Source organism: Tardiphaga robiniae (assembly GCF_013359755.1).
GTDB classification, from domain to species: Bacteria; Pseudomonadota; Alphaproteobacteria; order Rhizobiales; family Xanthobacteraceae; genus Tardiphaga; species Tardiphaga robiniae.
Map to the genome: position 1 here is coordinate 44,145 of NZ_JABMCJ010000087.1, position 11,763 is coordinate 55,907.

Below are 11,763 nucleotides of genomic sequence, written 5' to 3' on the forward strand. Positions count from 1 at the left end.
GTCCCGGTCGCGATTCGGTTGATACCGCCGGGTCGCGATCGATGACGTCACGTTCGCCCACTTCGAGTTTGTCCATGAACACGCGTCCATTTCTCGGATGGTTTGTCTCGCCGGCCGGCCTCGTTGCTGTGGGCCTGATCGCGGCGATGCTGGCTGTCTTTCAGTACAGCGTGCGGGCCTATATTCCCGGTACGCTCGAAGTCGGCGGGTTCACCTCGGCCAATTTCGAAGCCATGCTGCGGCCGCTCTACGCGCTGGCATTCTGGAATACGGTGCTGATCTGTTTTGAAACGGCGGTGTTCACGCTGCTTCTGGCCTATCCGCTGGCCTATGCGCTGACACGAACCAACAGTTCCGCGCTGCGCTCCTTCATCCTGATCGTGTCGGTGACGCCGCTGTTTCTCGGCGAGGTGGTGCGGACCTATTCCTGGATGATCGTGCTTGGCAATAACGGCTTCCTGAACACGCTGCTGCTCAAGCTTGGCCTCGTGGATCGCCCGTTGCGCATGATGTTTACTTCGGGCGGCGTGATCGCGGCACTGGTGCATGTGACCATGCCGATCATGGTCATCATGCTGGCCGCGGCGCTGTCGCATATCGACCGCAATTACGAGAAAGCCGCCGAAAGTCTTGGCGCGGGCCCAATCCGCATCTTCATGACCATCACGCTGCCGCTGTCGATGCCCGGCATCGTTGCCGGCTTCTCGACCGCCTTTGCCTGGACCTTCAGCGCGTTTGCGACGCCGCAGCTGATCGGCGGCGGCCGCGTCGCCACCGTGTCGACGCTGATCTATCAGCTTGGCTTCTCGTCGTTCAACTTTCCCTTTGCCGCCAGCCTCTCCATCATCGGCCTCGCATTGTCGTTGGCTGTGATCGCGCTGCTGAAGAAAGCCGCGAGCCCGCTCGAACGTATGGCGGGCACCACATGAAGCGCTCACCTGCAACCCTCGCGCTGCGCTGGTCGGGCCGCGTCCTCGTCGCCGCCATTCTTCTATTCGTGCTGTTGCCCGGCGTTGTCGTAGCGATCTCGGCATTCAACGATCGTGCGATCCTGCAATTTCCGCCGCAGTCATGGTCGCTGCGCTGGTTCTATCGTGCGTTTTCCTATGCCGATTTCGCGAAGGGGTTCTGGAATGGCCTGACCGTGACGGTCTGGGCATCCAGCATCGCGGTCGTCGTGGGATCGGCGTTTGCCTTTGCCATTCATCGCTATAAATTCGCGCTCAGGGATTTCCTCGAAGGCATTCTGCTGTCTCCGCTGATCATCCCGCATTACACCGTCGGTCTTGGCATTCTCATCCTCGCCTCGCAGACGGGGATTGGACGCGGCTTTCCGCTCGTCATCTTCGCCCATGTGGTGATGGTGTTGCCCTTCGTGATGCGCAGCACTTACATTTCGCTGGAAAATCTCGACACGCGCCTGGAGCTGGCCGCGTCCAGTCTCGGTGCCACGCCGCTGCGGATCCTGTTTACCGTGACGATCCCGCTGCTGATTCCGGGCTTGCTCAGCGGCTGGCTGTTCGCGGCGATCCTGTCCTTCAACGAATTCACGGCGACGTTGTTCGTCAGCAGCCAGGCCACGCAGACGCTGCCGGTCGCCATGTATAATTACGTCCGCGAATTCGCGGATCCCACATTGGCCGCGCTGTCGGTCATCTACATCGTCGTGACCGCAACCTTGCTCACGATCGCCAATTCCTTCCTGGGCCTCGGGAAAATCCTGAATGTTGATGCGCACTGATCCAATGACGGCACACACGCCAGCCGCGGCGAGCGACAAGATTCGTCCGGCGGTGCAGCTCGACGGCGTCACCAAGCGCTTCGGCGATTCCATGGCGCTGCATGAGGCCTGGCTGAAGATCCGGCCGAGCGAGTTCATGACTCTGCTGGGCCCATCCGGCTGCGGAAAGACGACGCTGCTCAATCTGGTTGCCGGCTTCCTCGAAGCCGATAATGGCGAGATCTTCATCGACGGCGATCTGGTCACGGAGACGCCGGCGCATATGCGTGAGATCGGCATCGTGTTCCAGAACTATGCGCTGTTCCCGCATATGAGCGTCGCCAAGAACGTGGCTTACGGATTGAAGACCCGCGGCGTCGAGAAGAGGGAGATCGCGCGCCGCGTCGATGAGGCGCTGGCGCTGGTCAAGCTGTCGGGCTTCGCCGACCGCAAGCCCAAACAGCTGTCAGGCGGTCAGCAGCAGCGCGTCGCGCTTGCGCGGGCCCTGGTGATCAAGCCGAAGGTGCTGCTGCTCGACGAGCCGTTCTCGGCGCTCGACAAGAATCTGCGCGGCTCGATGCAGGTCGAGCTCAAGCAGATCCAGCGCGAGCTCGGCGTCACCACGATCTTCGTGACGCATGATCAGGGTGAGGCGCTGTCGATGTCGGATCGTATCGCCGTGATGTCGGCCGGGCGCATTCGGCAGATCGCGGCCCCCGACGATATCTATCGCCGTCCGGCGGATCGCTTCGTCGCGTCCTTCGTCGGCGACGCCAATATCCTCAACGGGCGTCTTGTCGAGAAGCGCGGCGATGTCGCGGTGGTCTCGGTCGGCGACATCAGCGCCGAAGTTCCCGCAGCGCCGATTGCTGCGCTCTCGGCCGGTGATGCATTGGACGTCTTCGTGCGGCCGGAGCATCTCGCTGTCACGTCGCGCGGCGTATCGGGGTCGCTGCCCGGCACCGTGACGACACAGGTGTTTCAGGGCGGCCATGTCGATCTCTATATCGACGCGCCCGGCAGTGCGCGCGAGCGCATCCTGCTGCGTTCGCCGGGCATTGCGGCGCTGTCGTCCTGTCCGGTCGGAGCCGAGATCGGATTGACCATCGGCTCCGACGATATCGTGGCGTTTCCGCCACGCGAGGCGGCGTGAGGCGGCCGCGTCTAGAACGACGGCGCGGCGCCCGGATTCATCGCGCGCGCGACATAGTCCTTCTGCTGCGGCCGGTAGCGCTCCCACAGCGCGCGGAGTTCATCGATCGGAGCGTCGTGCCAGTCGACACGCAGGTCGACCACCGGCCAGTCGAAGCGATCCGCCACATGCAGGCCAGCTGCATGTTCGTCGTCGGTCTCGCCGCCGGCATCGAGGCCGGCTTCCAGCGCCGACAGCAATCGCTCCGCCAGCGGCTGTCCGGCCGTAGCTTCGAACTTTGCGATCATCACGCTCGGGACTTTTTCATCGACCAGCAGATTGCCCATCGCGAGACAACCATTGCCCTGCGCAATGCCGACGATCGGCAGCGCCTGCGCGCCGGAATGCCACGCCACCTGACCGTAGCGATCAATCACACCGACCTGCCGCCATGCGGGCTGCGGCGTGCCGAGCGTGAGATTGTTGAGGACGGCTCCGGCGCCAAGGCCCTGACGCAGCAGTGCGAGGCCGGTCGGGCCGAGCGACGGATCAGTGACATTCTGCGACACCACGAGACCGAGCGGCCCTACCCAGGCGCAGCGCGCCGGCACGGCAATGCTGGACGACGTAATGGCAATGCCGAACGCGCCGGTCTCCGGACAACGTGCCGAGATGGAATAGGTCATCGTGATGCTCCCGCAATCGTAAAAGTATTTGGAGTATAGATGATCGAGAGAATAGCTCAAATACTTTGCGAGCTGATCAGTATTGAAAGTATAAGTTCGAATTCGAACCTCGATATCGTCGCATATATCGAGCGGATACTTGCATCGTCGGGCGTGTCTTCGCGCCGCGTGCCGTCGCCTGATGGCTGCAAGGCCTCGCTGCTCGCGACTATCGGTCCCGTGGATCGTCCTGGCGTGGTCCTGTCAGCGCATACGGACGTGGTGCCGGTGGAGGGGCAGGCCTGGACCGTGCCGCCATTCGCCGGCGTGATCCGCGATGAGCGCGTCTATGGCCGCGGTGCGACCGACATGAAGGGCTTTCTTGCTGTCGTTCTCGCGGCCGTGCCGCGCTTCAAGGAGGCCACAACTGCTGCGCCCCTGCATCTGGCATTTTCCTATGACGAGGAAGTCGGATGTCGCGGCGCCCCCGATCTCGTGTGTGCGCTCATGCAGTCCGTCGTGCCACCGGTGCTCGCCATCGTGGGTGAGCCCACCACGATGCGCGTCGTTCGCGCGCACAAGGGCAAGGTCGCGCGTCGCCTGACGGTCACCGGTCGCACCGGTCATTCGGCGATGCCGCATCGTGCGGCCAATGCGGTCGATGCGGGCGTTGCGATCGCGCATGCGCTGCGTGGCTTCGCTGATGAGGAAGTCGCGCGCGGCGGCGATGCGGCATTCGATCCGCCATACACGACCATTCACGTTGGCTCGCTGCATGGCGGCAGCATGGTCAATCTGGTGCCGGAACGGGCCGTGCTGGAATACGAGATCCGCACCATGCCAGGCCGTGACGCGGGCGAGATTCTTGCGCGGGTCGATGAGGTGGTCGCGCGCGAGCGTGATCGGCTGCGCGCCAGTGCGCCGGAGGCTGACATCGTCTCCGAGGAACTGTCGGCCTATCCCGGGCTCGATACTGCTGCCGATGCCTCCATGACGCGTCTGGTCGCAGAAATGGCAGGCGATACGCAACCCGCAACCACAGTCGCCTTCGGTACCGAGGCCGGCCTCTACGCAGAGGCGGGGATTCCGACGCTGGTCTGCGGACCCGGCGATATGGCGCGGGGGCACAAAGCCGACGAGTGGATCGGCTTCGACGAACTCGCAGCCGCAAACGTGATGATGGACAGGCTGGCGGATTTGCTGCGTCGGCCGAGTGAAGAGTGGATACGCGTATCATGAAGAACGAAGTGTCGACGATCATGTCGACCATGCAGGCGATCATCGCGACGCAAGCAGGCGGTCCTGACGTTCTGACCCAAGTCGAACGACCAGTGCCGGTGCCCGGTCCTGGCGAAGTGTTGATCGAGGTCGCAGCAGCCGGCGTCAATCGCCCTGATCTGATGCAGCGGAGCGGTGCCGTGCCGCTGCCGCCGGGTGTCACTGACGTGCTCGGGCTCGAAGTCGCTGGCCGCGTGGTCGGAGGCGACGCTGCGTTGCTGGGGCAGGCGGTGATGGCCTTGGTGAAGGGCGGCGGTTACGCGCGCTATTGCATCGCCAAGGCGTCGCATTGTCTTGCGGTGCCCGAGGGGCTGACGATGGAGCAGGCGGCGGCATTGCCCGAAGCGCTCTTCACCGTCTGGCACAATCTGTTCGAACGCGGCCGGTTGGCGAAGGGCGAGACCGTGCTGGTGCATGGCGGTGCCAGTGGTATCGGCACCATCGCGATCCGCTTGGCCATCGCGCGCGGCGCGACGGCCATCGCGACCGTGGGCAGCGATGCCAAGAAGAAGGCGGTGGAAGCGCTCGGCGCCATCGCCATCAACTATCGTACCGACGACTTCGTTGTCGCAGCGCGCAACGCCACCGCGGGGCGCGGCGTCGATGTCGTGCTCGACATCGTCGGTGGCTCCTATGTGGCGCGCAATCTCGATGCGCTGGCATCCGGCGGACGGCACGTCAGCCTGTCCTTCATGGAAGGCGGCGTGGTGCCGATCGATCTCGGTTTGGTGATGCGGAAGGGATTGTATCTGACGTCGTCGACGCTGCGGCCGAAGTCCGATGAGGAGAAGACCGCAATCGCTGCCGCGCTCCGTGCCGAGGTGCTGCCGCTGGTGGCATCCGGCGAGGTGAGGCCGCTGATCTGGCGCCAGTTGCCTCTCGGAGATGCAGCGCGAGCTCACCGCATTCTGGAAGCCAATGAAAATATCGGCAAGGTCCTGCTGCTGCCGGCTGGCGCCGCCGCATGAGCAGCGATGTCGAGCGCAAAAGCCGCATATCGATACAGGAGCAGTCCCATGGCGACGACTAAACCCTCTCTCAAGCTGACTCATGAAGGCGCGCTCAAAGCGCTGGCGGGTGCCGTCGCCAAGGCGGAGGAGCTTGGCGTGGCACAGAACGTTACGATCGTCGACGATGGCGGCAATCTGCTAGCTTTTGTCCGGATGGACGGCGCCAAACTGCTGTCGCGGGAAACATCGATGTCCAAGGCCATCACGGCCGCGTCGCATCGGCAGCCGACATCGCGGCTCAATCCCGCCGACGAGATCAAGCTGGCTATCGCCGGCGGTGGCCGCCTGACCAATCTCGAAGGCGGATTGCCGATCGTGATTGCTGGTCAATGTATCGGGGCGGTCGGCGTCGGGTCGGGCACCGGCGCGCAGGACGTCGAAGTCGCGCGTGCCGCGCTGGCCGCCATCGACGCGGAGGATCAGAAGCCATGAGCAACAAGATCGAACTGTTCTACGCGCCGACATCGCCCTATGTCCGCAAGGTCATGGCCTGTGCGATTGAGCTGGGGATCGCCGATCGTATCGTGAAGCTGCCCAGCGCCGCGCATCCGTTGAAGCGCGACGAGCGGATCGCAAATTTCAACCCGCTCGCCAAGGTGCCGGCGGCGAAGCTGGCGGATGGTACGCTGCTGTTCGACAGCCGGGTGATTTGCGAATATCTCGACGACTTCGGACACGGCTCGCTGTTTCCGCGCGGGCCCGAGCGTTGGCAGGTGCTCACCGAGCAGGCGCTCGGAGATGGCCTGCTCGATGCGGCATTGCTCACGCGCTATGAGAATACCTGCCGTCGCGACGAGATCAGATCGGCGGAGTGGATCGATGGTCAGATGACCAAGATTGCTGCGGCGCTCGATGAGATGGAAAACTCTGTCGCATCGTTCGGCGCCCGGGTCAGCATCGGCAGTCTCACCATCGCTTGCGCGCTCGGCTATCTGGATTTTCGTTTCGCATCATTCGACTGGCGCAGCTCGCGGCCGGCCCTGACCGACTGGTTCGCAACCGTGTCGGAGCGGCCGTCACTACGAGATACATTTCCGGCCGAGGCGTAATTCTGTCGTCAGCTTTCGGCCTCGACCCAGTTCAGCGTCATCCGCATCGCATGGCTGTGCCGGGCTTCGATTAACCACTGTTCTTCGCGATAGCAGATCGAGCGCAGCAGGCTCTCGATGGCGAAGGAGGCGAAGAACCGCGGCGTGATTTGCTCGACCTCGATGGGGCCGAGCGGAAAAGCGACGATCGACGCTGCCTTGAGGTGGCTGTCGTTGGGACGTGGTTCTGAGGCGCGCAGCAGATTGAGCGTCTCTATGGCAATGGTTTTCTGACCGGGCATCGGGGCATTCTGCCGAAAAACCTTACGCTGCCATCCAGTGCTTAATTTTTCGTGGAACCGGGCGTCGCGCGGCTCAGGCGGCCAGATAAAAATCAGAAATCTGCACGCGATTTCGGCCCGCCGCCTTGGCTTGGTAGAGCGCCGCATCGGCCCGGCTAAGCAATGCCTGCAGCGTTTCAGGCTCGGCTGACCGGATCGCGATTCCCACGCTGACCGTGGCGTGGATAACACCGGCGGAAGTCGGGAACGTCTTTGTCTCCAGCGTTGATCGGATGCGCTCGGCGACAGCGGCCGCTGCTTTTGGGCTCGACGCGGATAGGACAATGCAGAATTCCTCGCCGCCCAGACGCGCGGCAACATCTTCGGCGCGAATGTTCGAGAAGATGACTTCGGCAAAGGCCCGCAGCACGCGGTCGCCGGCGGCGTGGCCGAACTGATCGTTGATCGTTTTGAAGTGATCGAGATCCATCACCAGAATTGCAGTGTTGGATGCTGTCTCCGTTACCTTTTCGCCAAACAGCGCGCGCCGATTGAGCAGGCCGGTCAAAGGATCGGTCATGGCATCGGATTTATGCCGGTTCGACGTCCGGATCTGGTTGATTGTCAGTGACAGTGCACCGATCCCGGTCAGACCGACGATCACCATCAGTGAATTGAACTGTTCTGCCCAATTCATCGGTCGATCGGTCAGCACGAATTGCCCGGTACGCAAGAGTTCGGCACCGCAAGCCACGAACGATGCGGCCGTGACGAGATAAAGCAACGCATTTGCGACCATCAGCAGCGGTGCTTCGGCGCGCGCGTGCCAATATTGCGCAGCCGAGAGCGCAACGAGAAGGCCCGTGCCAAAATTCGCGGCCATCGTGCCGGTGCCGGTGTAACCAAGCGCAAAGCCGATGATCATCGGAACGAGCCCTGCAGTGGTGACGAGGGCGGCGCGGATCCAATGGGCCTGGTTCGAGCAGAATTGCGTGGTGCCCGCATAGATCACCCCGAAGCCGACAAGCAGCAATATGAATGCAGCGAGCTGTAGCCTCGAATCATATTGTTCGAAGCCTGCATAGATGATGACGGCAACGACCGTGGTCGCGAGACCGATCGACCAAGTCAGCAGATAGGTCTCGGATCGCGCGACGAGCCAGGTGGCGAGCAATGTGAGCGCGAGCGCTGCGCTCGAGAGTCCGATCGCTGCGAAGATGGAGGATTGATCTAGCAACATGATGTCCGAACGCGGTGTAATTTATTTGATGCGCAATAAGCAGCACCCACTTACCACCGATCGCGGTCGGGGCCACCCATTTTGTATGGTGAGCAAAGCGTTACCAGGCCTGTGGACGGGATGTCCGGAGATCGTCGTAAGGCCGGTTTTTGCGACGATTTGTGCCGGAACGAGACGCAGCCGTCGGCGTTTTCTTGCAGGGTGTCACAGAGGGTTGAACATGAAAAAGATTCTGGCGACGGCGGCAGCTGCACTGATGATCGCGAGTTTCACGGCGACGGCGGCGTCTGCGAAGAAAGTCCATCGTGGCTACAAGGCGCACCACGGATATTACGGGGCCTATGGCCAGATGCGAGGTCCCGCGATCTTTCGTGGCAATGCGGCGATGAGCGGCAATCACGGCAATTCTGCCTATGGCAGCAACTCGCTCGGCCATATCAAGGGCGGCAATATCGGGGGCGGCAAGTAGCGCGGCATTACATTGGGGAAGGCGAGATCGATCGTTTCAATGCGACCGATCTGGTTAACGTCTTTCTGATGGGTTGGTGGTAATTGGCTATACCGCAACTTACAGTTCAGGTTTGTCATGCTCCCGGATGGTCGTTATTCGGCGTGGTTTCGTATTCCCGAGAATGAAGGCATGGGGATTATCACGCTCGCTGATGGTCGATTGTCGGGCGGCGATACGGTGATCGCCTATAGCGGTTCCTATATCCAGAACGGCGATGCTTTCACGGCGACGATTGCGACCCGCCGGCATGCGGACGGCCAGCCAACGATCTTCGGCATCGACGAGGTCGAGATTGATCTGGTCGGGACATCCAAGACCACGACGGCGTCCTGCAGAGGTGTCGTCAAGCAACGCCCCGGCGTGCCGTTTGAGGTCGTGCTGGTGCGCATGGAAGGCTAGGCCTCCGGTCTATTCGCGCAACTCGTATTGATGCCGCAACAGCTGAACCATGTCCTGGACCCGCTGGCGCCAGGCACGCGCGTCAGACACCGCGCCGGCGGCCGGCGTGATGCGCAACATGGCGTTCCACGGGCGCGTGCCATAGACGACCACCTCGAAGCCGGCTGTCGGGCAGCCATCGATACCCCTTAGCGCGCGCAGGATCACATCCGCGATTTCCGAGCGGCCAAGCGTGCGGGTGCTCTCGACCGCAAGTTGCGGCTCCAGCGATGCCGCTGGATTCTCCTCTGCGACGACCGGATCGAAACCGTCTCTGGTGTCCGCGTCTGGCTCAGGCCTGATCGGTTCGGGATCGCCTGGCCTCCTCATGAGTCGTTCGACCAGACCGAGCAGGCCTCGATCGCGTTCGGGCGTCTCTTTCACATCAACGGTCCAATATCAGCGGCGACAGGTGATTTCACATCCTCCGCGGGGTGTTGTCGATGGGCTTCGCGGTCATTGCGGTGCACAAATGCGCTGCGGGTTGGCTTTGTCGCAAAAGTTTCATCCGCGGCCTATAGTGGGGCGTCACGCATTCCCCTCAGACTTCTATGCGCCGGCCTTAAAGCCTGCGTCAGGATGGAGACGATCGCCGTGAAACCGTTCCGCTTGGTATTTGCTCTGTCCGCGCTGGCGCTCGCCGCCCTATCGCAGCCCGCTCGTGCTGCGGATGTCATCTGCTACAACTGTCCGCCGGAATGGGCCGACTGGGCGTCGATGATCAAGGCGGTGAAGACCGACCTCAGCATCGAGATGCCGCATGACAACAAGAATTCCGGCCAGGCGCTGGCTCAGATCCTCGCCGAGAAGGCCAATCCGGTCGGCGACATCGGCTATTTTGGCGTCACTTTCGGCATGAAGGCCAAGGCGCAGGATGCACTCGAACCCTACAAGCCCGCTGGCTGGGATCAGGTCGATGCCGGCCTGAAGGACTCCGAAGGCTACTGGACCACGATCCATTCCGGTACGCTCGGCTTCTTCGTCAACAAGGATGCCCTCGCTGGCAAGCCGGTGCCGAAGTGCTGGAAGGATCTCGCCAAGCCCGACTACAAGGGCATGGTCGGCTATCTCGACCCGACGTCGGCCGCCGTCGGCTATGTCGGTGCTGTTGCGGTCAATCTCGCGCTCGGCGGCACCGAGCAGAATTTCGATCCAGCCATCGCCTTCTTTAAGGAGCTGAAGAAGAACGACGCGATCGTGCCGAAGCAGACGTCCTATGCCCGCGTCGTCTCCGGCGAGATGCCGATCCTGTTGGATTATGATTTCAATGCCTATCGCGCCAAGTATTCCGAGAAGGGCAGTTTCGAATTCGTCATTCCCTGCGAAGGTTCGGTCGTGTTTCCCTATGTGGTCGGTCTCGTGAAGAACGCGCCGCACAAGGACAAGGCCAAGAAGGTCATGGACTATCTCCTGTCCGACAAGGGCCAGGCGATCTGGACCAACGCCTACCTCCGCCCGGCCCGCAAGATCGAGCTGCCGGAAGCCGTGAAGGCCAAGTTCCTGCCGGACTCGGAATATGCCCGCGCCAAGAGCGTGGACTGGGGCAAGATGGAGCTGGCGCAGAAAGGCTTCAGCGACCGCTATCTCGCCGAAGTCCGTTGATGCACAATGGTGCCCCGGCGGGGGCAGGGGCACCATAGTTTCATGTCGCATCGTAATTTCATCTGGATCTGCCTGTTGCCGCTCGTGGTGGTGACAGCAGCCTTCTTCCTCTTGCCGATGGCGCAATTGCTCGCCGTGGGTGCCGGTGGATCGCGCGGCGTGTCCGCCTATCTCGCGATCATCACCGAGCCGCGCTATCGCGCCACGCTGATCAATACGGTCGTACTCGCTGCGGCGACGACCGTCGCCACGCTGGTGATTGCCACCATCGCCGGCCTGTTCCTGCAGCGTCACCGCTTCCCCGGCCGCGCTGTGCTGATCGCGATGCTGACATTTCCACTGGCATTTCCCGGCGTCGTGGTCGGCTTTCTGATCATTCTCCTTGCAGGACGTCAGGGCCTGATCGGCGCCATCACCGCCGCGGTGACGGGTGAGAAAGTCGTGTTCGCTTATTCGATCTTCGGTCTGTTTCTCGGCTATCTCTATTTCTCGATTCCGCGCGTGATCCTCACGGTGATGGCCGCGGTGCAAAAGCTCGATATCGGGCTGGAGGAGGCGGCGCGTTCGCTCGGTGCGAGCCCGTGGGCGGTCCAGCGCGACGTGGTACTGCCGGCGCTCGGGCCGGCTTTCGTAGCCTCGGGCGCAATCGCCTTCGCGACGGCGATGGGTGCGTTCGGCACGGCCTTCACGCTTGCGACCAACATCGATGTGCTACCGATGCTAATCTATACCGAGTTCACATTGGCGGCGAATTTTGCGATCTCGGCGGCGCTGTCGATCGGACTCGGCGTGATCGCCTGGGCAATCCTCGCGCTGGCCCGCTCAATGAGCGGCGGCGCTGTCGCGGCAGCGGGGTAA

At 62.3% G+C, this 11,763-nt stretch carries 15 protein-coding genes; 11 read left to right on the forward strand and 4 right to left on the reverse strand.

Annotated features, from left to right (window positions below; all coding sequences use genetic code 11):
- Positions 1-74 precede the first annotated feature (74 nt).
- From HP556_RS18100 to HP556_RS18110, 3 genes are read left to right on the forward strand one after another with little or no spacing between them, the layout of a single operon-like run.
- Positions 75-929, forward strand: a complete 855-nt coding sequence (locus HP556_RS18100; RefSeq protein ID WP_175368009.1) for an ABC transporter permease — start codon at positions 75-77, stop codon at positions 927-929.
- Positions 926-1,741, forward strand: coding sequence for an ABC transporter permease (locus HP556_RS18105; protein WP_089264767.1), 816 nt, complete (start codon positions 926-928; stop codon positions 1,739-1,741). Before HP556_RS18100 ends, HP556_RS18105 begins: the two co-directional genes overlap by 4 nt.
- Positions 1,725-2,873 (forward strand): ABC transporter ATP-binding protein, encoded by a 1,149-nt coding sequence (locus tag HP556_RS18110; protein ID WP_246297801.1) that lies wholly within the window; start codon positions 1,725-1,727, stop codon positions 2,871-2,873. Before HP556_RS18105 ends, HP556_RS18110 begins: the two co-directional genes overlap by 17 nt.
- A gap of 11 nt (positions 2,874-2,884) precedes the next feature.
- Here HP556_RS18110 and HP556_RS18115 read toward each other — a convergent pair whose 3' ends face one another.
- Positions 2,885-3,538: a DUF1028 domain-containing protein gene (locus tag HP556_RS18115; RefSeq protein WP_175368010.1), complete on the reverse strand. Its 654-nt coding sequence runs from the start codon at positions 3,536-3,538 to the stop codon at positions 2,885-2,887.
- A gap of 39 nt (positions 3,539-3,577) precedes the next feature.
- On the opposite strand from HP556_RS18115, the gene argE reads away from it, so the two are divergent.
- Genes argE through HP556_RS18135 form a run of 4 tightly spaced genes read left to right on the forward strand, consistent with a single transcriptional unit; the run spans position 3,578 to position 6,854 of the window.
- Complete coding sequence (argE, locus tag HP556_RS18120) at positions 3,578-4,756, forward strand: acetylornithine deacetylase (protein WP_175368011.1); 1,179 nt, start codon at positions 3,578-3,580, stop codon at positions 4,754-4,756.
- Positions 4,753-5,763 carry an NAD(P)H-quinone oxidoreductase gene (locus HP556_RS18125; protein WP_246297802.1) on the forward strand — a complete coding sequence of 337 codons (1,011 nt, stop codon included), beginning with the start codon at positions 4,753-4,755 and terminating at the stop codon, positions 5,761-5,763. The genes argE and HP556_RS18125 overlap by 4 nt, the downstream gene beginning before the upstream one ends.
- A gap of 48 nt (positions 5,764-5,811) precedes the next feature.
- Complete coding sequence (locus HP556_RS18130) at positions 5,812-6,237, forward strand: GlcG/HbpS family heme-binding protein (RefSeq protein ID WP_068732032.1); 426 nt, start codon at positions 5,812-5,814, stop codon at positions 6,235-6,237.
- 8 nt (positions 6,238-6,245) lie between these two features.
- A complete protein-coding gene (locus HP556_RS18135) occupies positions 6,246-6,854 on the forward strand; it encodes a glutathione S-transferase (RefSeq protein WP_175368042.1) in 609 nt (202 codons plus the stop codon).
- An 8-nt stretch (positions 6,855-6,862) separates the two neighbouring features.
- On the opposite strand, the gene HP556_RS18140 is transcribed toward HP556_RS18135, so the two are convergent.
- On the reverse strand, positions 6,863-7,135 hold the full coding sequence (locus HP556_RS18140) for a hypothetical protein (protein ID WP_089264763.1): 273 nt from the start codon (positions 7,133-7,135) through the stop codon (positions 6,863-6,865).
- A 73-nt stretch (positions 7,136-7,208) separates the two neighbouring features.
- A complete protein-coding gene (locus tag HP556_RS18145) occupies positions 7,209-8,354 on the reverse strand; it encodes a GGDEF domain-containing protein (RefSeq protein ID WP_175368012.1) in 1,146 nt (381 codons plus the stop codon).
- Positions 8,355-8,574: 220 nt separating this feature from the next.
- Between HP556_RS18145 and HP556_RS18150 the strand changes: the two genes are divergently transcribed.
- Together HP556_RS18150 and HP556_RS18155 are read left to right on the forward strand one after the other, a co-directional pair.
- Positions 8,575-8,823, forward strand: coding sequence for a hypothetical protein (locus HP556_RS18150; protein WP_089264761.1), 249 nt, complete (start codon positions 8,575-8,577; stop codon positions 8,821-8,823).
- Between the two features lie 171 nt (positions 8,824-8,994).
- Positions 8,995-9,264 (forward strand): hypothetical protein, encoded by a 270-nt coding sequence (locus tag HP556_RS18155; protein ID WP_231080251.1) that lies wholly within the window; start codon positions 8,995-8,997, stop codon positions 9,262-9,264.
- A 9-nt stretch (positions 9,265-9,273) separates the two neighbouring features.
- Here HP556_RS18155 and HP556_RS18160 read toward each other — a convergent pair whose 3' ends face one another.
- Positions 9,274-9,687, reverse strand: a complete 414-nt coding sequence (locus HP556_RS18160) for a hypothetical protein (protein ID WP_175368014.1) — start codon at positions 9,685-9,687, stop codon at positions 9,274-9,276.
- Positions 9,688-9,897: 210 nt separating this feature from the next.
- Between HP556_RS18160 and HP556_RS18165 the strand changes: the two genes are divergently transcribed.
- Together HP556_RS18165 and HP556_RS18170 are read left to right on the forward strand one after the other, a co-directional pair.
- The gene (locus HP556_RS18165) at positions 9,898-10,905 is read left to right on the forward strand and encodes an extracellular solute-binding protein (protein WP_175368015.1); all 1,008 of its coding nucleotides are present in this window, start codon (positions 9,898-9,900) and stop codon (positions 10,903-10,905) included.
- Between the two features lie 42 nt (positions 10,906-10,947).
- Positions 10,948-11,763: an ABC transporter permease gene (locus tag HP556_RS18170; RefSeq protein ID WP_089264758.1), complete on the forward strand. Its 816-nt coding sequence runs from the start codon at positions 10,948-10,950 to the stop codon at positions 11,761-11,763.